The 22,851-nt window shown below is 65.7% G+C and carries 22 protein-coding genes and 1 riboswitch; of the genes, 10 read left to right on the top strand and 12 right to left on the bottom strand.

Going from position 1 to position 22,851, the window contains the following annotated elements; all coding sequences use genetic code 11:
* Positions 1 to 34 precede the first annotated feature (34 nt).
* From GOSPT_RS03525 to GOSPT_RS03510, 4 genes are all read left to right on the top strand, one after another.
* Entirely contained in the window at positions 35 to 1,108 is a 1,074-nt protein-coding gene (locus tag GOSPT_RS03525) for an ABC transporter permease (RefSeq protein WP_005203004.1), read from the top strand.
* Positions 1,109 to 1,181: 73 nt separating this feature from the next.
* Complete coding sequence (locus GOSPT_RS03520; RefSeq protein ID WP_039854520.1) at positions 1,182 to 2,456, top strand: esterase/lipase family protein; 1,275 nt, start codon at positions 1,182 to 1,184, stop codon at positions 2,454 to 2,456.
* Positions 2,457 to 2,469: 13 nt separating this feature from the next.
* The gene (locus tag GOSPT_RS03515; RefSeq protein WP_039854518.1) at positions 2,470 to 3,387 is read left to right on the top strand and encodes a DUF1295 domain-containing protein; all 918 of its coding nucleotides are present in this window, start codon (positions 2,470 to 2,472) and stop codon (positions 3,385 to 3,387) included.
* Entirely contained in the window at positions 3,384 to 4,580 is a 1,197-nt protein-coding gene (locus tag GOSPT_RS03510) for an FAD-dependent oxidoreductase (protein ID WP_005202999.1), read from the top strand. The genes GOSPT_RS03515 and GOSPT_RS03510 overlap by 4 nt, the downstream gene beginning before the upstream one ends.
* A 1-nt stretch (position 4,581) precedes the next feature.
* On the opposite strand, the gene GOSPT_RS03505 is transcribed toward GOSPT_RS03510, so the two are convergent.
* From GOSPT_RS03505 to GOSPT_RS03490, 4 genes are read right to left on the bottom strand one after another with little or no spacing between them, the layout of a single operon-like run.
* Positions 4,582 to 4,965 carry a hypothetical protein gene (locus GOSPT_RS03505; protein ID WP_005202996.1) on the bottom strand — a complete coding sequence of 128 codons (384 nt, stop codon included), beginning with the start codon at positions 4,963 to 4,965 and terminating at the stop codon, positions 4,582 to 4,584.
* Positions 4,962 to 5,669 (bottom strand): VOC family protein, encoded by a 708-nt coding sequence (locus tag GOSPT_RS03500; RefSeq protein ID WP_005202992.1) that lies wholly within the window; start codon positions 5,667 to 5,669, stop codon positions 4,962 to 4,964. Before GOSPT_RS03500 ends, GOSPT_RS03505 begins: the two co-directional genes overlap by 4 nt.
* Positions 5,666 to 5,974 carry a hypothetical protein gene (locus tag GOSPT_RS03495; protein ID WP_005202990.1) on the bottom strand — a complete coding sequence of 103 codons (309 nt, stop codon included), beginning with the start codon at positions 5,972 to 5,974 and terminating at the stop codon, positions 5,666 to 5,668. Before GOSPT_RS03495 ends, GOSPT_RS03500 begins: the two co-directional genes overlap by 4 nt.
* A gap of 54 nt (positions 5,975 to 6,028) precedes the next feature.
* Positions 6,029 to 6,250 carry a DUF3263 domain-containing protein gene (locus GOSPT_RS03490; RefSeq protein ID WP_005202988.1) on the bottom strand — a complete coding sequence of 74 codons (222 nt, stop codon included), beginning with the start codon at positions 6,248 to 6,250 and terminating at the stop codon, positions 6,029 to 6,031.
* 267 nt (positions 6,251 to 6,517) lie between these two features.
* Between GOSPT_RS03490 and GOSPT_RS03485 the strand changes: the two genes are divergently transcribed.
* A complete protein-coding gene (locus GOSPT_RS03485) occupies positions 6,518 to 7,153 on the top strand; it encodes a hypothetical protein (protein WP_141630787.1) in 636 nt (211 codons plus the stop codon).
* Here the strand turns inward: GOSPT_RS03485 and GOSPT_RS03480 are convergent, their stop codons facing one another.
* Both GOSPT_RS03480 and GOSPT_RS03475 read right to left on the bottom strand, forming a co-directional pair.
* Complete coding sequence (locus tag GOSPT_RS03480) at positions 7,154 to 8,239, bottom strand: DUF475 domain-containing protein (protein WP_005202985.1); 1,086 nt, start codon at positions 8,237 to 8,239, stop codon at positions 7,154 to 7,156.
* Entirely contained in the window at positions 8,236 to 8,595 is a 360-nt protein-coding gene (locus GOSPT_RS03475) for a hypothetical protein (RefSeq protein ID WP_197494493.1), read from the bottom strand. Before GOSPT_RS03475 ends, GOSPT_RS03480 begins: the two co-directional genes overlap by 4 nt.
* Positions 8,596 to 8,738: 143 nt before the next feature.
* Between GOSPT_RS03475 and GOSPT_RS03470 the strand changes: the two genes are divergently transcribed.
* Positions 8,739 to 9,083: an RNA polymerase-binding protein RbpA gene (locus GOSPT_RS03470; protein ID WP_005173696.1), complete on the top strand. Its 345-nt coding sequence runs from the start codon at positions 8,739 to 8,741 to the stop codon at positions 9,081 to 9,083.
* A 100-nt stretch (positions 9,084 to 9,183) separates the two neighbouring features.
* Here GOSPT_RS03470 and GOSPT_RS03465 read toward each other — a convergent pair whose 3' ends face one another.
* The 5 genes from GOSPT_RS03465 to GOSPT_RS03445 all read right to left on the bottom strand — a co-directional run bounded on the left by GOSPT_RS03465 (position 9,184) and on the right by GOSPT_RS03445 (position 14,565).
* Positions 9,184 to 9,990 carry a polyprenol monophosphomannose synthase gene (locus tag GOSPT_RS03465; protein ID WP_005202981.1) on the bottom strand — a complete coding sequence of 269 codons (807 nt, stop codon included), beginning with the start codon at positions 9,988 to 9,990 and terminating at the stop codon, positions 9,184 to 9,186.
* On the bottom strand, positions 9,974 to 11,671 hold the full coding sequence (gene lnt, locus GOSPT_RS03460) for an apolipoprotein N-acyltransferase (RefSeq protein WP_051993729.1): 1,698 nt from the start codon (positions 11,669 to 11,671) through the stop codon (positions 9,974 to 9,976). The genes GOSPT_RS03465 and lnt overlap by 17 nt, the downstream gene beginning before the upstream one ends.
* Positions 11,672 to 11,758: 87 nt before the next feature.
* The gene (locus GOSPT_RS03455) at positions 11,759 to 13,384 is read right to left on the bottom strand and encodes an amidohydrolase (RefSeq protein ID WP_005202977.1); all 1,626 of its coding nucleotides are present in this window, start codon (positions 13,382 to 13,384) and stop codon (positions 11,759 to 11,761) included.
* 36 nt (positions 13,385 to 13,420) lie between these two features.
* Positions 13,421 to 13,921, bottom strand: coding sequence for an FxsA family protein (locus tag GOSPT_RS03450; protein ID WP_005202976.1), 501 nt, complete (start codon positions 13,919 to 13,921; stop codon positions 13,421 to 13,423).
* A gap of 152 nt (positions 13,922 to 14,073) precedes the next feature.
* Positions 14,074 to 14,565 carry a MarR family winged helix-turn-helix transcriptional regulator gene (locus GOSPT_RS03445; protein WP_005202975.1) on the bottom strand — a complete coding sequence of 164 codons (492 nt, stop codon included), beginning with the start codon at positions 14,563 to 14,565 and terminating at the stop codon, positions 14,074 to 14,076.
* Between the two features lie 66 nt (positions 14,566 to 14,631).
* Between GOSPT_RS03445 and GOSPT_RS03440 the strand changes: the two genes are divergently transcribed.
* Entirely contained in the window at positions 14,632 to 15,498 is an 867-nt protein-coding gene (locus tag GOSPT_RS03440; protein ID WP_005202974.1) for an alpha/beta fold hydrolase, read from the top strand.
* A gap of 25 nt (positions 15,499 to 15,523) precedes the next feature.
* Here GOSPT_RS03440 and cobN read toward each other — a convergent pair whose 3' ends face one another.
* Entirely contained in the window at positions 15,524 to 19,153 is a 3,630-nt protein-coding gene (gene cobN / locus GOSPT_RS03435; protein WP_005202972.1) for a cobaltochelatase subunit CobN, read from the bottom strand.
* A gap of 12 nt (positions 19,154 to 19,165) precedes the next feature.
* A riboswitch (cobalamin riboswitch) is annotated at positions 19,166 to 19,284 on the bottom strand.
* A 100-nt stretch (positions 19,285 to 19,384) separates the two neighbouring features.
* On the opposite strand from cobN, the gene cobG reads away from it, so the two are divergent.
* The 3 genes from cobG to GOSPT_RS03420 are packed head-to-tail and all read left to right on the top strand — an operon-like array spanning position 19,385 to position 22,798.
* The gene (cobG, locus tag GOSPT_RS03430) at positions 19,385 to 20,596 is read left to right on the top strand and encodes a precorrin-3B synthase (RefSeq protein WP_005202971.1); all 1,212 of its coding nucleotides are present in this window, start codon (positions 19,385 to 19,387) and stop codon (positions 20,594 to 20,596) included.
* Positions 20,597 to 20,637: 41 nt separating this feature from the next.
* A complete protein-coding gene (locus GOSPT_RS03425; RefSeq protein WP_005202969.1) occupies positions 20,638 to 21,261 on the top strand; it encodes a precorrin-8X methylmutase in 624 nt (207 codons plus the stop codon).
* 4 nt (positions 21,262 to 21,265) lie between these two features.
* On the top strand, positions 21,266 to 22,798 hold the full coding sequence (locus tag GOSPT_RS03420) for a precorrin-2 C(20)-methyltransferase (RefSeq protein ID WP_005202967.1): 1,533 nt from the start codon (positions 21,266 to 21,268) through the stop codon (positions 22,796 to 22,798).
* Positions 22,799 to 22,851: the final 53 nt, after the last annotated feature.

Here is a 22,851-nt window from a genome sequence, read left to right as displayed (position 1 = left end):
AGAAACGAACCGTATCTAATTCGAGGGAGGTGCCATGAGTGCCGATGAAACCACCACGACGTCCGGTGCGACGAGTGCGACCGACATCCCCGTGACCGATACCCCTGCAAAGAAGGGTCCACCGGCGCCCGTCAAAGTGATTGCGGTCGTGCTCGGAACCGCAGTCCTGTTGTCGGTGATGGTCACGATGTTCGCGCTTCCCGCTGCGCGGTCGGCGCCTCATCACGTTCCGATCGGGGTCGTCGGGTCTGAGCAGGTGGTCAGTCAGGTCGATCGCCTCACCGGTGACTCGTTCGACGTCACGGCATACTCCGACGAGGTGGCTGCGCGCGACGCGATCGAGACGCGCGCAATTTACGGCGCGCTGGTCGTCAAGCCCGGCGCGGACCTCACTGTGCTCGTCGCCTCTGCGGCGAGTCCAACGGTGGCAACGATGATCGAAACGATGGGACAAGGTGTCGCCGACGCCACTCGCGCACAAACTCAGGTCGTCGATGTGCGTAGTTTCCCGGCGAAGGACCCGCGCGGTGCCGGATTGGCGGCAGGCGCTCTTCCCCTGGCTCTCGGGGGCTGGATCAGTGCGATGGTGATCATGCTCGTGATCAGTTCGGCGGGTGGTCGGATTATCGCGGCGCTGGGTGTGTCGGTCGTCGGCGGCTTCGCGCTGATCGCGATTCTGCAGTTCCTTGTCGGGACGTTCGACGGAAACTACTGGCTGACGTCGCTGGCGGCGATGCTCGGAATCGCGGCCACGTGCTTCGCGGTGCTCGGCCTTCGTGAAGCGCTCGGGGGTCCGGGTCTGGTCGTCGCGGCCATTGCACTGATACTCCTCGGCAACCCGCTGTCCGGACTCTCGAGCGCCCCTGAACTACTGCCCACCCCGTGGGGCGCGATCGGCCAGCTCCTGCCGCCGGGCGCAACGGGATCGCTCCTGCGGGATGTCGTATTCTTCAACGGCAACGCCATTGCACATCCGCTCATCGTGCTCGGGTGCTGGCTTCTCGGTGGTCTGGTGCTCTACGGCCTTGGCCTGAGGCGTGAGCGCCGCACGCACGTCTCTGACGTCGATGTCGTCGAGTTCGGCTACCGCGAGACCGTCGACGCGTGAGCTGCCTGTGTGCTCGGCTGGCGGTTGCTTCGAGGGCTCCCGCAAGTGAGTGAACAGTTGTACTCTGTGGGTTGTGACCACAGCCGAGAAAGTCGCCCCCACCGAACTGGCGGCGCTGGCGCAATTGGGGTGCAGTGAACTGGCGGGAGCTATCCGCGGTGTCGCGAAAGTGCATCGTGCGGTAACCGATCGTGTGTTTGCGGTGACCGATCGACTCGGCGGATCGTCGAGTCGATCGGCACATCTGGTCCACGACGCAATAGCCGACACGACCTACGAGTCGTTGTCCGCAATGTTGGAAGCCATCGCCGAGGTGGGTGCCACACTCCCGGAACCACGCCACTCGCCATCGGAGGGTTCACGGGGCGCGCTGGTGCTCGCCATTCTCGACGGGCTGATCGGCGACTCGCTCGCCGACCAGCGCTCGCCGCTCGCGCAGCCGATGTCGATCCGTGTCGACGGTATGCCGGTGGCGGTCGAGGCCGAAGCGCTCCGCGCGGCTTTTCCGGAGGCTACCGGGCACATCGTCGTCTTTCTGCACGGCCTCATGGAGTCCGAGCACGCGTGGCGCAGAGGTAACCGCCCGACGTATGGCGAGCGGCTCGCTACCGATATCGGCGCGACCGAGGTGCGGCTGCGATTCAACACCGGGCGCCACATCAGCGACAACGGGCGCGAACTCGCCGCACTACTCAATGACCTGACGCTCCAATGGCCGGTGCCTGTGTCGCGACTGACCCTGATCGGACATTCGATGGGCGGGTTGATCATCCGAAGCGCCTGCCACAGCGCCGCCACCCAGGACGCGTACTGGTGCGGATTGGTCACGGAGACAGTGAGTTTGGGGACGCCACATTTCGGGGCTCCGCTGGCTCGGACTGTGCACTTTGCGGCCGGAGCGCTCAGGTCGGTTTCGGTGACCGCCCCGTTCGGCAACCTGCTCGGACGACGCAGCGCAGGAGTGCGCGACCTTTTTCACGGAAGTCTTGTCGACGACGACTGGAGTGGGAGGGATCCGGATGCCTTCCGGCAGCATCCCGCCACCGCGGTACCGCTGCTGCCACAGGCGCGACATTTGTTCGTCACCGCATCGTTGACGCGCGATCCCAACCATCCCCTGGGCAGGTTCATCGGCGACGGATTGGTGCTGACGCCCAGCGGTCGCGGCGAAAGTCGCGCTCGCAGCGTCGGATTCACTACCGAGCACGGACTGCATCTGGGTGGGGCGAGCCATTTCACCCTCCTCAACGACGACGACGTCTACCGCTGGCTGCTCGAGCACCTGCGACCCCGACGCGCGCTGCCGCCCGGTCGCAGCCAAAACGCCGCGAAGTGGGGCGTCGCCTGACACCATCCCTCTTATGGGGAGACGAGCGTCGTTGGTGGTGATCACCGCCGCGTACGTCGTTGCCCTGGCGGTGGCGTTGCTGTGGTTGACATGGGGACCCAGTGTCGGGCAACTGTGGGCGGACACGCTCATTGCCGATGTACTCGCCACGCTCGTCATCTTCGTGGTGAGCCGGGCGGTCGGTAATTCGAGTTGCTACGACGCCTACTGGAGTGTCGTCCCGGTATTTCTGGCCCTGTACTGGTGGTTCGCGGGCGACGCCATACATGGTGGCTCCCAAGCGAAGTGGCGTTGCGCACTCCTCGGCATCGTTCTCGTGGTCTGGGCCGTGCGGCTGACGGCGAACTGGGTCAGGTCGTTTCCCGGGCTGGTCCACGAGGATTGGCGTTACGAGCTGGTGCGGGGACGTGCCGGGAAGTTCTCCTTCCTCGCCGACCTCTTCGCCATTCACCTCATCCCCACGTTGCAGGTGTTTCTCGCGATGATCCCGGCGTACGTCGCGCTCACCAGGGCCGACGCCGGGCTGATGTGGTTGAGCGTTGTCGCGTTCGTCGTCGGTCTCGCGGCGATCGCACTCGAGTCGATCGCCGACCGACAGTTGAGACTGTTCCGGCGGTCGAGCGAGCCCGGTCAGACCGTCGACATCGGTCTCTGGGCGTGGTCGCGGCACCCGAACTACTTTGGCGAGTTCATGTTCTGGGTGTCGATCCTGCTGTTCGGCATTGCCGCTGCGCCCGCGGACGCGTGGTGGCTGTGGGTGGGTGCGGGCGCGATGCTCGCCATGTTCCTCGGGGCGAGCATTCCGATGATGGAAGAGCGCAGTCTTGAACGACGTCCGTCCTACGCCGACGTCATCGATCGTGTGCCAAAATTTCTGCCGCTTCCCCGGCTCAGTTCCCGGACCGCCGACGGTGCGGGGCGACCCGGGTGAGTGCAGCAGTGCCGCTCGCCCACAACCGGGGGACGCGGAGTGTCGTCGTCGCAGGTATGGGCGATTCCGGCGTGCTCACCGCGATGCACCTCGCCCGCCGCAGCAGCGTCGTCGGAGTCTCGATGCGGCCCGCGCTGGTGAGCGGCCAGGAAGTCGGGCTGCGGATCGCCTACCCGGAGCGGTGGGCTCGCGACTATCGCGTCGAGTTCGGTCGGATGCGTCGACTCGATCCGGTGGACATCCGTCATGGTGAGATCATCGACCTCGATCACGATCGTCGAACGCTGCGCCTGCGCACGCCGTCGGGAACGGTTGAGGCAATCACCTACGACGCGCTCGTCATCGCGACGGGCGTCGCCAACGGATTCTGGCGCCAGCCAGTCCTCGAAGACGGCGACGACGTCGACATCGGTCTACACGGCGTGCACGAGCGCTTGGCGCACTCTCAGACCATAGCGATAGTCGGTGGGGGTGCCGCGGCATGCAGTTCTGCCGCCCAACTGCGTCGACGCTGGCCTCAGAAGGAGGTCGCTCTCTACCATCCCGGTGAGCTACCCCTCCCCCGACACCACGACCGCACGCGCCACAAGGTGGCCAGACGACTGGAGTCCCTGGGTGTCGACAGACACGGTGGACATAGGGCGGTCCTGCCAACCGACGCCGATCTCGGAGAGATCGGCACCGGCTCGATCACCTGCCTCACCGGACAAGCGGCGGTCGACGCGGATGCGATCGTGTGGGCCGTCGGCCGAGTGTCACCGAATACAGCCTGGCTGCCCTCGGACATGCTGACCGACCGAGGATTCGTCCGCGTCGACGCCGACCTCGGAGTGCCCGGGTACCGGGGAGTGTTCGCCGTCGGGGATGTCGCCGACACGGATCCCCTGCGTGGCTCGGCTCGCAACCGCGCCGACCGTCTGGTGGCGCGCAACGTTCTCGCTCATCTCGACGGCTGCGAGACTCGCCGATATCACCCGGCCGAGCACCGGTGGGGATCAGTGTTCGGGCCAAGCGACAATGGATTGGACGTCTTCTCCCCCAACGGAATTCGCTTCCGATTTCCGCGATGGACCGTCGACACGCTGTTACAGCCGCTCATCGTGAGGCGCGGCATCTACGGTGGCGTGCGGCGGAGCGGAAGCGTGCGGCGGAGCGGGAGCGCGCTGAGAAACAACGATGTGCGGCGGAGCTGACTCAGTGCGAATCGTTGTGGTCGAGGGAGACCTTGACCCGCACCGATCCGTTGCTGTCCTTTGACGCGACGGCGTGCCCGGTTCGGCGCTCGCCGTCGAGGGTCAGCGTGATCGGTGCGCCGTCGCCGGTGAAGTTGCGCCACCAGGTCTTTTTGTCGGGCATGGCGACGCCGATCGTGACCGAGTCGCCGGATCGGACGTAGTTCACCGGAAAGGTCACGTGCTTGCCCGTCTTGCGGCCCGTGTACGACACCTCGGTGAACGCACGACCGAGCACACCATTGAGTAGAGGAATCTGCAGGAGTGGGAGGACGACCGTCCTGTTGACCACGCCGGCCACCCGTTGAAACCGGTTTGGCCCGTCTGGTCGGCTCGTCTGGCTCACGACGACTCCTTAGCTGCGACTGATCGAGTGGGTTCGATGATCAAGGTGCGCGTGGCGAGAGCCGGAGACCGCACCGTCGCGACCCGCGTATTGGGTTTGCGTCCCGTGCGAACCTGCGACACGGTGAAACCCGCGCAGGTGAGTCGGGCTTGCGTTGCTTCGATATCGGTTGTCGCCCAGGCGATCCCCCACAGCGAGAGGGGCGGGGATGTCCTCGGAACGCCATCGGGCGTGACGAGAACTTCGACGATCAGGTCGTCCGCGCGAAAGAACAACTGCCGAAGGCCATCGGCGACGGGTCTGTCGAGACGGAAGTCGAGGCCGAGACTCGAGCCGAACAATGCCACCGCGTGGTCGCGGCCCGCAGCCTGGAACACGATGTGGTCAATGCCCTCGATGTCGCATGCGTTCGGTGCGGCCTCGGCTCCGGAAGCGCGGTGCTCGGTCACCCCGACCGGAAGGCCATCGACTTGGACAGCGGTGGCGTCGTTGCGGGTGGCCAGACCGCGTCGCTCCAGCAGCGTCTGCCACGACGACACGTCTGCGACGTCGAACAGTACGCGGTGCCCGAGGTGTCTGCGGTCGAGTCGCAGGGTGGCGTTCGACGTGGCGTACTCGGCTGCGCTGTCGTTGCGAGCCAGAAGGCGCCGGTATGCGTCGGTGGTTGCGGTGAGATCGTCTACCGCCAGTTCGACGAGGGTCACGACCGTTTCCGCTTACGCCGTGTGTCCGGAATGTCCACTGCTCTGCTTGTGAGATGCCAAGAGCCGCAGATGCATTCGTAGGACCGCAGCACCGGGGCCGTGCGTCCGGCCGCACGGATGCGGCTCACCGCGGCGTCGACCTCATGGACGTCACGGTAGGCGTCCTTCTCCGGTGTCGGACAGGCGGGCGTCCTCGATGTCCGAGAAGACTGAGTGGGCGACGAACGCTTACGGCTGGGCTGCTGGGTGCCCGCCTCGATACGCCGGTAGAACTCGTCGAGTTCGTCGTCGGCGAACGGCGGCACCACAACTCCTTTCGTCGGACGTGACCCCACGAATGCGTAAGCGGGCCGTCGACCTCAGCGAGCCATCCAGATTCTGCTGCGGACGACCTCGCGCATCCGAGCGAGTTGACCCTTCGAAAGGGTAGCCGGTGGTTCGGCATTCAGCAGGTGCTGGACCTGCGTGAAGAAGTCACGGTCGGACAGCCCGAACTGCGAGCTGATCTCGCGCGACGAACCCCCACCGAGTGCGTACCAATTCTGCTCGAAGTCGAGCATCTGACGCTGCGTCGGATCCATAAAACTACCACTCTTGTGCTGTGACCTGTGTCGATCATTGGATGTGAAGGATGCGGAACGGCTTCGGTGAAATACCGTTGTCCCTGATCTGGAAAGCGAGCCCACCGCTGTCAACGTCCTTTCTACACTCGGCCCGCCGCCATGGACACCCATTTCGCCATCCGGCGCAAAAACGCTGGGCCACCGCAAGGTAACGAGTTGTAATCGGACGCGCCAGAGGGTCGAGACCCCCTCGGATCCGAGTGTCGTCGCCCTATGCTGAGAACCATGGCTGAGCACTCGGCAAACAAAGCTTCTGTCTCGTCGACGCCCGAACCGGGGCGCGACACAGACGTGACCGTCAGTTCGACGTCGGCGCAGACTCAGCCGACATTCTCCGACCGTCTCGCCAAGGGGGCGCGCAAGTTCCTCTTCGTCGCGATCGCCATAGCCATCGCGGTGGTCATCTACTTCATACTCGCGGCGTTCCTGCCGCGCTGGTGGGCTGAGCAGATCGGCAGCAACGTCGACGGATCGATGGGGCGCGGAATCGGCAGCGGGCTGTCGATCGGGTTCGTCTGCACGTTCATCCCGATATCGATGCTCGTGCTTGCGGTCTCGTTGCGGGGCCGGATGAAGAACCTCCTCTCGATCCTGTGCGTGGTGATCGGCGTCGTGGTCGCGATCCCCAATCTGCTGACACTGAGCATCCATCTCGGCAACAACAACGCGGCCGAAGTGGGCAAACAGATCCTCAATGTCCGGGCGCCGGGATTCCGCGCGGCCAGTGCGTGGGGTGTCGTCATCGCCGTGGTCGTGGCCATCCTGCTCACCATTTTCGTCGTGATGTACCAACGCCGAGGAAAGAAGCTGCGCGCGGCAAATGGCGACGACGTCTCACAAGGCGGCAAGAAGAAGAAGTGATCAGCGACGTGCGGCAAGTGCACGGCGTTGGTCGCGGCGGTTCGCGACGACGCTGCTGAACAATGCGGCGCCGATGAACACGACGCCGATGAGTCCGGTCACGACGTCGTTGATGTGGAACTCGATGCTCAGCAGCAGGATCACGGCCAGAGCGCCGATAGCCCAGTGGGCGCCGTGCTCGAGATAGCGATACGAGGCCAGCGTTCCGGTACGGACCAGGTAGATCGTGATCGACCGCACGAATAGCGCGCCGATGAATCCGAGTCCCAAGGCGATGATGATCGGATCCGCGGTGATCGCGAACGCGCCGATGACACCGTCGAACGAGAACGATGCGTCGAGGACCTCGAGGTAGAGAAAGAGGAAGAATCCCGCCTTGCCCGTCGCTTTCGCCGCGCCGGACGGACCACTGTCGCGCAGGTCGGGATCGGATTGGAAGAGTGCGCTCAACCCGTCGACCATCAGATACGTGACCATGCCGAGGATTCCGGCGATGAGGACGGTGGAGCGGATCTCGTCGGGCGCGAGGAACTCGGCGACCAGCACAAGGGTCACACTGGCGAGGACGACCGGAAGCGCGCTGAGTCGTCCGATCTTCGACAGCGGACGCTCGAGCCACGTCAACCACGTCAGATCGCGATTGCTCAGGATGAAGTTGAGGAAGAGCATGAACAGGAACATTCCGCCGAACGCGGCGATCTGTGGATGTGCGTCGGTGAGGATCGTCTCGTAACTCGGACTTCCGTCGGCGAACTGCTCGGCGCCATCGGGTGGTGGGTTCATCGCGAGTCGGAACGCCTCGACAGGATTGAGGCCCGCGGTCACCCAGACGATCAAGAGTGGGAAGAGCAGGCGCATCCCGAAGACGGCGATGATCATGCCGACGGTGAGAAACATGCGCTGCCAGAACGCACTCATCCGTTCCAACACGGTCGCGTTGATGACTGCGTTGTCGAAGGACAAGGAAATCTCGAGAACACCGAGTATCGCGGCGAGTGCCACCGCCTCCCACCCGCCGTAGACGAACGCGACGACGAGCGCGAGGACCGTGACGACTATCGACAGCCCGAAGATGCGACCTATCAACGCAGTCGCTCGGCGTCCTTGGCCAGGGTCACGACTTCTTCCGCCAACTCGGCGACGGTACTCGTGTCAGCGTTCTCGTCCACCGCCGTCGCGAGGTCCTCCGCAGCGCAGCGCAGCGCGAAGAGTCGATCACCGAAGTCGCTCACCTCGGCCTGAGTCAGAATCACGGCGTCGGAGGGAATAGAAGTGCCCTCGGTGAGCGCTCTTTGTTCGTAGGCGCGTTGACGGCACGACCGCTTGCAGTACTTGCGCCGACGTCCATGCTCCGAGTCGACCATCGACTGGCCGCACCAGGCACAGGCGTACGGGCGACGCCGTGATCGGGTGGTACCGCTCGTCGTGTGCTCCACGCTCATGACCGTACCCAAGTCTGGTCGTCGAGGTTCAGGTGGCGGCACGCGGCCGGGAGTCACCGGTGGTGCGGATGTGGCGCCGTCGGCGCGTAGAATAGGAGTGTTGAGCGTTCGACAACGCTCGAGAAACGAGAGGACACCGCCAAATGGCAGATCGAGTACTTCGGGGCAGCCGCCTCGGCGCGGTGAGCTATGAGACCGATCGTGATCACGATCTCGCTCCGCGACGAATCGTCCAGTACCGGACCGACAACGGAGAGATCTTCGACGTCCCCTTCGCCGACGACGCCGAGGTTCCGTCGAAGTGGCCGTGCAAGAACGGCATGGAGGGCACGATCCTCGAGGGTGCAGAGCCCGAGGAGAAGAAGGTCAAGCCCCCGCGCACGCACTGGGACATGCTGCTCGAGCGCCGCAGCGAAGAGGAGCTCGAAGTGCTGCTCAATGAGCGGCTCGACCTTCTCAAGCAGCGTCGTCGCGGAGTCACCAACTGACGTTCGCGTCCTGAACCAGACATCAGCCGGGTGGAGTCACATGACTCCACCCGGCTGATGTGTTTCGTGCTTCAGTTGTCGCTGTGCACCGTTGGGGCCATCAGCCTCGCTTGTGCAGCCCGATCTTGTGCAGGCGGTTCTCGATGCCCCAGCGTGCGACGCTGGTGAATGCCTCGGCCATAACACCACCGCTCATCTTCGACGAACCGACTTCGCGCTCGGTGAAGGTGATCGGAACCTCACGAACGTCGTATCCGGCCTGGATCGTGCGCCACGCCAGGTCGATCTGGAAGCAGTAGCCCGCCGACTCGACCGTATCGAGGTCGATGGTCTCGAGCACTTTGCGGCGGTACGCGCGATAGCCGGCGGTGATGTCGTGCACGTTGGCGCCGAGCGCCAGGCGCGCATACGTGTTGGCACCTCGTGAGAGGACTTCGCGATACTTGGGCCAGTTCACGAGTTTGCCGCCGGGAACGTAGCGCGACCCGATCGCGAGGTCGGCGCCCTCGTTCACCGCGTCGAACAAGCGATACAGCTGCTCAGGTGCGTGGCTGCCGTCGGCATCCATTTCGACGATGACCGCGTAATCGCGGTGCAGGCCCCATGCGAAACCTGCGAGATAAGCCTTGCCGAGGCCGTCCTTCTCCACGCGGTGCATCACATGGATACGGCCGCTGTCGTCGCCGGCGGCGAGTTCGTCTGCGACATCGCCGGTGCCGTCGGGACTCGAATCATCGACGACCAGTACGTGGACGCCAGGCATGGCTGCCTGGACCCTCGACACGATTCGGGGAAGGTTCTCGCGCTCGTTGTACGTGGGGATGACGACCAGTGCGCGTGAGCCGTCGGATGCGACGATTCCGCCCTCGTCTTGGCTGGTCGCACCTTCGCTACCCGTTGTCACCACGCTCCTCCGACTCCCTTACATCACCCTGTGCTGCCGGTGTGCCACCGACGCCGACCTTGCGAGGCCCGAGAGTGAACCTATAACGACGCGACAGCACGACCAAAAGCCCACCCACCGTCACCACGACGATGATCCACTGTGGCCACGCCCCGAGAACGGTCGCGACGGTCTTGGCCGAGTGCAACGGTAAGCGATCTGAGAGCACCGCCGGGGTGAACACGCCCGACTCGTGTGAGATGGATCCGTCGGGTTCGATGATCGCGCTCACGCCGCTGGTCGCTGCGACGACGACCGCCCTGCCGTGTTCGACGGCGCGGAACTGCGACATCGCGAGTTGCTGGTAGGTCATGTCCGTCCTGCCGAAGGTGGCGTTGTTGGTCGGGACGTAGAGAATGCGCGCGCCATCGTCGACGGCGGCCCGAGCCGACCTGTCGAATGCGATCTCCCAGCAGGTGGAGACACCGACCTCTACGTTCCCGGAGCGCCCGGGCACGGTGATCGCCGACGGGCCGGTGCCCGGACGGAAGTTGCCCGCCATGGACGCGTACGACGAGAACATGCTGAAGAACGATCGCCAGGGCAGATACTCACCGAACGGCTGAACGATGTGCTTGTCGTAGCGCGCAACGGGACCTTTTGCGCCGTCCCACACCAGGACGGAGTTCGTGGGCCGACCGTCGGAGTTCATCACGAGAGTCCCGACGAGAATCGGCGCACCAACGGAGATGGATGCGTCGGTGATCTCCTGTGCCGCGTCGGCGTTGGTGAGTGGCGAGATGTCAGACGCATTCTCGGGCCACGCGACGAAATCGGGCTGTTCGGCGGTTCCGGCGCGCACCGCGTCGGCAAGCCGCATGGTCTCCCGAACGTGATTGTCGAGGACAGCTCTGCGCTGAGCGTTGAAGTCGAGGCCGAGTCGGGGCACGTTCCCCTGCACCGCTGCCACCTGAACCGACGACGACGCGACGTTGCGGTCGAGGGTGTCGGGTGTCAGGGCTATCGCGGCGATCGGCCCGACAAGGGCAAGCACCACCGCCAACGCCGCGGCTCGTGCGACCGATCCGCTGCCGTTGACGACTCGGGTGACGAGAACGACGACAAGCCAGGCGATCGATGCGCCGAGTAATGCGACGGCGGCCGAGACTCCCGGCGCCCCGAGGATCGACGCGAGCGGGAGCAGCGGACCGTCGACCTGACTGAACGCGGCTCTCCCCCAAGGAAATCCGCCAAACGGAACAGACGAACGCAGAGCTTCGACGCTGACCCACGACAGCGCAAACCACAACGGTGGACACGGGAGTCTCATGGTCCACACTGCGCACACACCGAAGAGTGCCGAGAACACCGCAAGCACGACGGACAAGGCGATCCACGGAAGAGGGCCGACGTACACCCCGATCCACGGCAGCAGCGGGATGTAGAACGCCAGCCCATAGATGAATCCGACGAGTGCACCGACGCGGGCGCGGATGGGTCCGGAGAGCGCGAGGAAAAGAAGGCCCATCGAGATGACGGCCATGAACCACCAGTTGCGTGGCGGGAACGCCGACCACATTGCCACGCCCGCCACGATGGCCAGGGCCGCACGCACGAGAAATGTGGTCCAGCGGCCACCGGCCAGCCTCGACCATCGTCGATTCGAGTGCTCGGGCAAGTCTGCCCGGGTGTCGGATGAATCCATGGGAGTCGCCGAGTCGTGGCGGCGCGTCGCCGTGTCGGCTACCGCCGTGTTGTCTACTGGGTTGTCGGCTACTGGGTCGCTCACTGGTCAGTGACCCTCGGCGCGGTAGATGTCACGACCTCGGTGCACAGTCCGCACACACCGTGGCAGCGGGCTGCCCGGCGAGACGTCGGGAAGTGCGGGCACACGGGACCGAGGGTCCAGCGACCAGCGCTGAACGCTCTCGTGCGATCCGGCAACGACGAGTTCGTCGACCTCCCAGACCGCGTAGCTCGCCGGTGCGCCGACCGCCAATGTGCCGGTGAGTCCGTCATTGGTTCCTCCCGCGCGCCAGCCTCCTCGCGTCGAGGCTGCGAACGCACCGCGAGCCGAGATCGCGTTCCGTTGCTGATGGTGGTGGACGGCCGCACGTATCGTCGCCCACGGATCCATCGCGGTGACGGGTGAATCCGACGAAAATGCCAGTGCCACGCCAGCTTTGGCGAGCGTGGCGAAATCGTTCATGCGGGAGGCACGTTCGTCGCCGAGGCGCTGCGCGTAGAGGCCGCCCGGCGCACCCCACCCTGCGTCGAACTGCGGTTGCATGCTCGCGACGACACCACACGCGGCCAAGGTCTGAGCCTGGGCGGCGTCGACCATCTCCGCATGCTCGACGCGATGAGCGCGCGACGCGAGCGCAGGCGTGCCGAACTCGGCAGCTAGTGCGTCGAGCGCATCAACCACTGTCGCTGTCGCCGCATCGCCGATCACGTGAAAGCCGGCTTGCAGCCCGGCCTCTGTGCATGCGCGTAGGTGGTCGAGAACCGTGTCCGGCGAGAGGTAGTCGATACCGGTGACGTCGGGGGCGTCGTGGTAGGGCTCGAGGAGCCATGCCGTCCGTGAGCCGATCGCACCGTCGATGAAGAGATCGCCGCCGAGCGCGTCGGCGCCGGTGATCGCAACGAGTTCGCGCGCGTGGTCGGCGTTCTCGGCCGCCTGCCCCCAGTAGCGTCGGACCTCGACGGGATGATCGAGTCCGCCGATGGCGAGAAAGTCGTCGAGACCGCTGATATCCGGCCCGCCGTTCTCGTGGATGGCCACGATCCCCATCGATGCGACCGCGTCGAGTGCGCGCAGTTGTGCGCGGGTGCGCGACGCGGGGCTCCCCAACGATCGTGCGGCTCCTCGCACGAGGTGGTGCGCCTCGGCGATCAGCGGCTCGTCGGGATGATAGCCCTGTGCGTCCTCCAAGCCGACGACCAAGCGGCGCAGCGCCGTCGAGGCCACGGCGGAGTGTTCGTCGACTCGAGCCAGATAGACCGGGCGGTTGCCGACGATCGCGTCGAGGTCGGCAGTTGTCGGGAACCGGCCGTCGAAGGCCTCGGCGCCCGACCATGTCGAGCTGTCCCAGCCGCGGCCCCAGATCAGGTCGCCCTCGCCGACGGTCGACACCGCGTCCGCGATCATGCGAAGACAATCGGTGCGCGACACGGCATCGTTGAGAGTGAGCCCGGTGAGCGCGAGTCCGGTCGACGTCAGATGCACATGTGAGTCGACGAATGCGGGTGCGACGAAAAGCCCTTCCAGATCGGTCACGGAAGCATCGGGGTGCAGGGCCTTCCCCACGTCGTCGGTACCCACCCAGGTCACTACGCCGTCGGTGACCGCAAGGGCAGTCGCGTCAGGAATAGCGGAGGAATAGACGGTCCCACCAAGGAGCAGTTCGGTTGCCACGATTGTTCAGTGTGCCCCTGTGGGGACCCTGGTGTGTCAGTGGCCCCGCGGGAGCTGCGGCTGCTCGGCCGATGTCGAGGAGTTCGGTGTCGAGTAGGTCGGATCGTCGACGACGGTGCCGTCGATGACCGTTCCTCGCCTGACCCCGGCTTGGCCGTATGCGCCTGCCCGGTCCATTGCCGACATCATCGTGCGCGCGCCGACTGCAGCCAGCACCGGACGCAGGGCACGTCGTGTCGGCGGAAGGAGTGCGACGGTTCCGACAACCGTGGACACCAGGCCCGGGGCGATCAGCAGGATCGACGAGGCGCCGACCACGGCGGTGTCGGCGAGCGGGGCTCGTGCGTCGACTTCGTTGCGTGAGGCGCGGCGGAGTTCACCGAACACCTTGCGACCCTGCCAACGGAGGATGACGAATCCGACGAAGGAAGCCAGCAATGTGATCAAAACCGCCCAGGCGAAGCCGAGTGTCATGACCATGGCCACGAACACGGCGATCTCGATCACCAGGTAGACGAGGAAGTACGGGAAGCGCATGGGTGTGCCCTTCTGGTCCGATGCAGGTGGGTTTCGACACCCGACGCCGCCCCGGATATATGCCATTCACTCCGTCCAACGAACGAGCACCCGATTTTGCTCCCGCGCCGGGGCCACGTAACCGCTTGCGTTCAGCGCCCAACCCGGATCGGCTACGTAGTGCCCAGTTCGTCGTCCGTGCTCCGGTCAGACGCACTGCGCATTGCTTCGAGGAACCGTCCGATGACGTCGAGTTCGTGGGAGTCGAACTCGCTGAGTGCTGTCAGCGCGTCGTCGATGAGTGTCCCGAAGAACTCTCGACCCGTGTCACGTGCGCGCTGGGTAACGGAGAGCAGAACTTTGCGTCTATCCCCGGGGTCGCCGGTGCGCTCGACGAGGCCGGCTCGTTCGAGTCGGTCGAGCAACGACGTGATGGTTGCCGAGTTCACTCCCCCGAGCTTCCTTCCCAGCCAGGCGGGGGTCGCAGGCACTGCGTCGCGTTCGGCGTCGAGGAGCGCAATAAGCGCGCGCAGATCGGTTGGATGAAGATCCACCGTTCTCGCGAACCGCGCTCCTCGAATGTCCAGCTCGGTCATCAGTGTGCGCAACTGGCGGATCAGCAGATAGCGCGGTCCGCTCTCATCCGCGCGCTCACGGGAAGTCACGGTTCTCGACCTTAGCCCCGGCTTGATATAGCTTGATGAGCAAGTAACTAGATCATCGAGGTAAATATGAGCGAGACCGCTACCTTCCTGGCCTCTCCCACAGGCCGACGGTTTTCCGAGGCCTACGACGCGCTGGTGAATCGTTGGCCGCCGGGCACCCGGCGGTTCGATCTCGCGTCGCCTTACGGCAACACGCACGTCGTCGCCTCGGGACCTGACTCAGGTCGACCACTCGTTCTGCTTTCGGGTTCAGGGGCAACGCTGACGGAGTGGTACTCGGTGATCGGACAACTCAGTCGGCGACACCGTGTCTACGCAGTCGACATTCCAGGCCAGGTCGGTGCGTCAATACCTTCGAGCACGCCGATCTCGTCGGTCCCCGACCTCCTGGATTGGCTTGCCGTCACGGTGGCGACGCTCGGTGTCGACGAACCGACGTTGATCGGCCACTCGTATGGGGCGATGATCGCTCTCGCATTCGCCGGTGGTGGGTTCCCGACGGACGGGCTGATCCTGGTTGAACCCAACTCGGTCTTCGGTGGCATGCGCCCCGAGTACCTCGCCCATGCATTGCCTATTCTCCTGTCTCCCAACGAGAACCGTGAACGCAGGTTTCTCGAATGGGAAACCGGATCTAGACCGCTCGACGAGCAGTGGTCAGATGTCGCCGCACTCGGCGCGACGATGCCGACGACGAAGCTCGTCATACCTCGGCGTCTGCGGTCCGTGCGACCGGAGGTCAGGCGCCGCACTGTGATCCTCGCCGAGCAGAGTCGGGTGCACGATGTCGCTCGAATCGCTGAGAACGTCCACTCCACGTGGCCGGGTACGCAGGTCGAGATCGTTGCCGATGCAACACACCACAGCCTGCCGATGTACCCGGACGTCTTCGGCGACGTGCTCGAGGCGGCGCTCGACGAATCCGGGTGCTAGCACAGGTCCCGGGGCCGGCCGGCGGCTATTCCGACCGGCCCTCGATCTCGCCCTCGGCCTGCAGGTACACGGCCCGCAACTGGTCGAGCATGTCGGCGGGCGGCGCCTCCCACATGTCGCGGTCGACGGCTTCGAGGAGACGCTCAGCGATACCGTGCAGTGCCCACGGATTCGACTGATTCATGAACTCCTGATTGCGCTCGTCGAGCACGTAGGACTCGGTGAGCTTCTCGTACATCCAGTCGGCGACGACGCCGGTCGTGGCGTCGTACCCGAACAGGTAGTCGACGGTGGCCGCCATCTCGAAGGCGCCCTTGTATCCGTGCCGCTGCATCGCGGAGATCCACCGGGGATTGACGACCCGTGCACGGAAAACCCGACTGGTCTCCTCCGAAAGCGTGCGCGTTCGGACGGCGTCGGGTCGCGTCGAGTCGCCGATGTATGCCTCCGGGGATGTGCCGGTCAGTGCTCGGACCGTCGCCACCATTCCGCCGTGGTACTGGAAGTAGTCGTCGGAGTCGGCGATGTCGTGCTCACGGGTGTCGGTGTTCTTCGCGGCTACCTTGATCCTGCGATAGGCCGAACGCATGTCGTCGACTGCGGCGACGCCGTCGAGTTCGCGGCCGTACGCGTAGCCGCCCCACTCGGTGTAGACGCGTGCGAGGTCCTCGTCGCTGCGCCAGTCACGAGAATCGATGAGTTGCAACAGCCCCGCCCCGTAGGTTCCGGGTTTGGAGCCGAAGATCCTGGTCGTCGCGCGGCGTTGATCGCCGTGCTCGGCGAGTGCCGCGCGGGCGTGCGCCGCGACGAAGTTCTGGTCATCCGGTTCATCGGCCGACGCCGCGAGTGCGACGGCGTCGTCGAGCATGGTCACGACGTGCGGGAACGCGTCACGGAAGAATCCGGAGATCCTGACGGTGACGTCGATGCGCGGGCGACCGAGCTCGTCGAGTTCGATCAGTTCGAGATCGCGGACCCGCCGCGACGCCTCGTCCCAGATCGGCATGACGCCGAGCAGTGCGAGGATCTCGGCGACGTCGTCGCCCGAGGTACGCATCGCGCTGGTGCCCCACGCCGAAAGCCCCACGGAGGCAGGGTATTCACCGTGGTCGGTGAGGTACCGCTCCAGCAGGCTGTCGGCCATCGCCCGGCCCGTTTCCCATGCGAGACGCGAAGGAACAGCCTTGGGGTCGACGGAGTAGAAGTTGCGGCCCGTCGGTAACACGTTGATCAGTCCGCGCAGCGGCGAACCGCTCGGGCCTGCGGGAATGAAGCCGCCGTCGAGTGCGTGCAGAATGCGCGGAATCTCCCCTGCGGTCTGCCGCAGCCGCGGAACCACTTCGGTTGCCGCGAAACGCAATACGTCGCCGACAGCGGCGGGGTGGCCTGCCGCCGCATCCTCGACGGCCGAGGTCGACCACTCCCCTTTCGCGCACGCTGCCACGAGGTCGCGGGCGGTGGCTTCGACGGTGTCGACGTCGTTACGTACGGAGTCTGCGCCCTCGTCGAGTCCGAGCGCTTCACGCAAACCGGGCAAAGCCTCTGTGCCGCCCCACAATTGGCGTGCGCGCAGCATCGCGAGAACGAGATCGACCTCGGCGTCGTCGACCGGGGGTTCGCCGAGGACATGCAGTCCGTCGCGGATCTGAACATCCTTGATCTCGCACAGCCAGCCGTCGACGTGCAACAGCATGTCGTCGAAGACCTCTTCGTCGGGCCGCTCGGTGAGGCCGAGGTCGTGATCCATCTTCGCGGCGGTGAGCAGCGTCCAGATCTGCTGGCGAATCGCGGGGAGTTTCGCGGGATCGAGAGTCGAGATGTTCGCGTGCTCGTCGAGGAGTTGTTCGAGTCGTGCGATGTCGCCGTAGGATTCGGCCCGCGCCATGGGCGGGATCAGGTGGTCGACGAGCACCGCGTGCGCTCGACGCTTGGCCTGGGTGCCCTCGCCCGGGTCGTTGACCAGGAACGGATAGATCAGCGGGACGTCGCCGAGCGCGGCATCGGTGCCGCACTGTGCCGACATTCCCAGCGTCTTGCCCGGCAGCCACTCGAGGTTGCCGTGTTTGCCGATGTGCACGATCGCGTCGGCGCCGAAGCCCGGGATGTCCTGTGCAGCACCGGCTCTACCGGCGAGCCAGCGATAGGAGGCGAGGTAGTGATGCGAGGGCGGAAGGTCGGGGTCGTGATAGATCGCGACAGGATTCTCACCGAACCCGCGCGGCGGCTGCACCATGATCGCCACATTGCCGAATGTCAGTGCTGCGACGACGATCTCGCCGTCGGAGCTCTGCGATCGGTCGACGAAGAGGTCGCCCGGCGCAGGCCCCCAGTGCTGTTCGACGCCGTGCCGCAGTTCCTCCGGCAGCGTCGCGAACCACCTCTCGTAGTCGGTGGCGCTGACGCGAATCGGGTTGGCAGCCAAGGCCTCCTCGGTCAGCCAGTCGGAGTCCTGGCCGCCACGGTCGATGACCGCGTGGATCAGTGCGTCCGAATCATCCTCAGCCAGACCGGGAATCGCGTCCGGCCCCGATTCCGGGCCGATGTCGTAGCCTGCCGCGCGCAACGCATCCAGCAGACGTAGGAGGCTGCGGGGTGTGTCGAGGCCGACAGCGTTACCGATGCGCGCGTGCTTGGTGGGATACGCCGACAACATCAGTGCAATACGACGATCCGCGGGTGCGATATGCCGTAACCGGGCGTGCGACACCGCGATTCCCGCAACCCGGGCACATCGCTCGGTGTCGGGTTGGTACCAGGGCAGACCGTTCTCGTCGAACTCCTTGAAGGAGAACGGCACGGTGATGATGCGGCCGTCGAATTCCGGAACAGCCACCTGAGTCGCGACGTCGAGCGGCGAGAGCCCGTCGTCGTTGGCCTCCCAGTCGGCTCGTGGCCCGGTGAGGCACAGTCCCTGCAGGATGGGGATGTCGAGCGCGGCGAGGCGCTCGATGTTCCACGCCTCGTCGTCGCCTCCGGCCGACGCTGTGGCAGGTGTCGCGCCACCGGCGGCGAGGACGGTGACCACCAGCGCATCCGCGGTCGCCAGCAACTCGATGAGGTCGTCGGGCGCGGTACGCAACGAGGCGCAGAAGATCGGGATCGGCCGCGCGCCCCGCTCCTCGATCGCCGCGCATAGTGCTTCGATGTACCGCGTGTTCCCTGCGAGGTGCTGTGCTCGGTAATAGAGGACACCGATCACCGGCGCGGTGTCGGGAACAGCTCTGGTCGGCTGCCGCTCGAGAACTCCCCAGCCGGGAGTCTGTTCGGGAGGTTCGAACCCGTACCCGGACAGCAACACCGTGTCGGACAGGAAGTTGTGGAGGTTGGTGATGTTGGGCACCCCGCCGAAGGCGAGGTAGTTGTGGGCGTCTGCGGCCACCCCGGCGGGCACCGTCGACAGCGCCATCAGGTCGGGATCGGGTTGCTGCTCGCCGGAGAGGACGACTACCGGTTTCCCGACGGCGAGGACGGCGTCGAGCCCCTCCTCCCAGGCGCGGCGGCCACCGAGGATGCGAACGACCGTGAGGTCGGCGTCGGCGACCATGCCGGGAACGTCGTCGAGCAGGATTCGTGACGGGTTCGCGACGCGATACTCCGCGTCGCTGGCGTCAGCGGTGATGAGATCGGTGTCCGATGTGGACAGCAGCAGGATCATCGCAACTCCTCGGACTCCGACTCGCGCGGAGACATGTGGAACACAGGTCCGAGGTCGCAGGTCTGGCTTCGCAGGAGCCCGCTGCTCTCGCGTCACAGTGGCGCGACCGCGCCGGAATCGCACCGGCTTCCGCGCACCTCGTGCGGCTCAGCCTAGTGGAGAGCGTTCCGTGACGGTCGGACACGTCCCGCGCAGGTTCGCACCCGTCCGCCGACGCCTACGCTGGATACCGTGCGTGACCCCGCCTCCCCTTCGTCACACGGCCAGTCCCGTGAGCCCACCGGTGAGTCGTCGACGGGGCGAACAGCGTCGGACCGATGCCCCGGAGTCTTCACCCCGCACCCGTCCACCGACGGCGCACTGGCGCGTGTTCGTCTGCTCGGTGGATCGATCACGCCCGAGCAACTCGCGGTGCTCGCGCATGTCGCCGCACAGTACGGCGACGGTTTCGTCGATCTGACGGGGCGCGCCAACGTGCAGATACGCGGCATCGCCGATGTCGACGCCGTCGCCGACGCGCTCGTCGATGCCGGACTGGTGCCGAGCACCACGCACGAGAAGGTACGCAACATCGAGGTCAGTCCCTTCACCGGGCGCGTCGGCGGCCTTGCCGATCTACGTCCCCTGGCGCACGAACTCGACGACGCACTCCGCTCCGATCACAGCCTCGCGGCGCTATCCGGCCGGTTCCTCTTCGGCCTCGACGACGGACACACCGACATCGCGGGTGGCGGCACCGACGTGTGCGCCGTCGCGCGCAGCCGTACCGACGGATCGGTCGGTTTCGACATCGTCGTCGACGGCGAGATCGCAGGCTCGGTCGCCGACGACTCTGCCGTGACACAGGCGCTGCTGGGTGTTGCGCACGATTTCCTCGAGGTGGCGGGCAGTGCGTGGCGGATCGCGGATCTACCCGAGTCCGCGCGTGGCGACCTGATGGCGGTGACCCGGGACCGACTCGACCCGCCGCTCGAGCCAGGAGCTCTCGCACCGACGGCCGGCGATCCGCGAGTGGGGTGGTTCGACCAGGATGACGGCCGCGTGCTGCTCGGCGCAGTCGTCGAACTCGGGCGCCTGCCCGCGCGTCTCGCCGAATTCATCGCAGCCGTCGAAGCGCCGGTGGTGTTCACGCCAGACCGCGAAATCCTCGTCTGCGATCTCGGCGAGGGTGTTGCCGAGACCGTGGTGCGCGTCCTCGCTCCGATGGGACTCATCTTCGACGCCGCGTCACCGTGGGCACAGGTCAGCAGTTGTGCCGGCGCACCCGGCTGCTCGCGCGGGCTTGCCGAGGTCCGCGCCGACGTGAGTGAACGAGTCGAATCGGGGCCGCCCGTCACCGAGCGTGAACACTGGGTGGGCTGCGACCGTGGATGTGGGTCGCCGCGCGAACCGCACCTGCGGGTCGAGGCAACCAGCGCAGGATATCGACGCACACACGAGTGAGGATCAGGTCCTCTCGACCACCCCGATAGGGTTGAACAACTATGCCCGAATACCTACGCGACGCCGCCGAGATCTACCGGCAGTCTTTTGCCACCATCCGAGCCGAAGCTGATCTGTCCGGATTCGCCCCGGATGTCTCCGGGGTCGTCGTACGCATGATCCACGCGTGCGGCGAAACGGATCTGACGACGAACGTCGTCGCGACAGACGGCGTCGTATCCGCGGCACGGTCGGCTCTCGAGGCAGGTGCGCCGATCCTGTGCGACTCGACGATGGTCGCCAGCGGGGTGACGCGCAAGCGGTTGCCCGCCGACAACGAGGTGCTGTGCTACCTCGCGGAACCCGGCTTGCCTGCGCTCGCCGAGCAGTTGTCGACCACACGGACCGCCGCGGCCGTCGAGTATTGGCGTGACCGACTCGACGGCGCGGTCGTCGCGATCGGCAACGCACCGACCGCGTTGTTCGCGCTCCTCGACATCATCGATGCCGGCGCACCACGTCCGGCAGCGATAGTCGGTGCGCCCGTGGGATTCATCGGGGCCGCGGAATCCTGTGCGGCACTGGCGAACCGCGACGATCTCGAGTTCATCACCGTCACCGGACGTCGGGGTGGATCGGCGATCGTCGCCGCGGCGATCAACGCGCTGGCGAGTGCACAGGAATGACGTCATGAGCACATCACCCGACGCGGGGAACACATCGCGCAAGGCGGGCACCGGAAAACTCTGGGGCGTCGGACTCGGTCCCGGTGACAGCGAGTTGGTCACGGTCAAGGCCGCACGTGTCATCGCTGCGGCCGATGTCATCGCGTATCACAGTGCGCGCCACGGAAACAGCATCGCCCGAGGTGTCGCCGAGCCGTATCTGCGTGGCGATCAGATCGAAGAGCGGCTGATGTATCCGATCACGGTCGAGACCACCGATCACCCGGGCGGCTACCGTGGCGCCTTGAATGACTTCTACACCGACAGTGCCGAAACTCTCGCGGCGCATCTGCGGGCAGGACGGGATGTCTGTCTGCTGGCCGAGGGCGATCCGCTCTTCTTCAGTTCGTACATGCACATGCACAAGCGCCTCGCCGACGACTTCGACGCCGAGATCGTGCCCGGGGTGACGTCGGTGAGCGGGGCCTCCGCCGCGCTGGGCATCCCGCTCGTCGAAGGTGAGGAGACGCTGACCGTTGTGCCGGGAACACTCCCGGTCGACGAGCTGACCGCGGAGTTCGCCGGCGCCGACGCCTTCGCGGTGCTCAAGCTGGGTCGGACCTTCTCGACGGTGCGCACAGCCCTCGAACGCGTCGGACGGCTCGACGAGGCGTGGTACGTGGAACGGGCGTCAACCCCGGCACAACGTGTCCTGCCCGTCAGCGAGGTCGATCCGTCGGACGTCCCGTACTTCTCGATGGTCGTCGTGCCGGGCCGACGCAACAATCCGCGTTTCGATCCGACGGAGCTCGGGACCGGCGAAGTCGTGGTGGTCGGCCTCGGGCCGGGGGCCGCGTCGCAGACAACGCCGCAGGTGCGCGCCGAATTGTCTTCTGCCACTGACCTTGTCGGCTATCGAACCTATCTCGCGCGCGTCACGCCTCGGCCAGGGCAGCGGGTGCATGCCAGCGACAACCGTGTCGAGGCAGAGCGCGCAGAATTCGCGCTCGACCTCGCCTCCCGGGGTGCCCGCGTGGCCGTCGTGTCCTCCGGTGACCCGGGTGTGTTCGCCATGGCGGCTGCCGTCGCCGAGGTCGCGGCGCAATCGCGCTGGGCGGACGTACCCGTCCGCGTGGTACCGGGGGTGACGGCGGCAACCGCGGTCGCCGCGGTTGCCGGTGCCCCGCTGGGGCACGACTTCGCGGTCATCTCACTGTCGGACAGACTCAAGCCGTGGGAGCTGATCGAGGCGAGGATTCGGCATGCGGTTCAGGCCGATCTGGTGATCGCCGTCTACAACCCCGGCTCACAGAGCAGGACGTGGCAGGTGCCGCGCCTGCATGATCTGTTGCGCGAGATGGTCCCCGACGACCGTGTGCTCATCGTCGGGCGCGATGTCGGCGGACCGGAAGAGGCTCTGTCGGTGACGACTGTCGGCGCGTTCGATCCGTCGATCGTCGACATGCGCACGATGCTCATCATCGGATCGTCGGCGACGACGATTGCCGAGCGCAGCGGCGGTCGTCTGGTCTTCACACCGCGCCATCACAGCGTCTGATTGTCTCAGCGTCTGATTGTCACAGCGCCTGACTATCTCAGCGCCTCATTGAC

Source organism: Gordonia sputi NBRC 100414, assembly GCF_000248055.1.
Lineage (GTDB): Bacteria > Actinomycetota > Actinomycetes > Mycobacteriales > Mycobacteriaceae > Gordonia > Gordonia sputi.
Note: the sequence above shows the minus strand (reverse complement) of the source record. Positions and strands in the feature narration are given on the sequence as shown.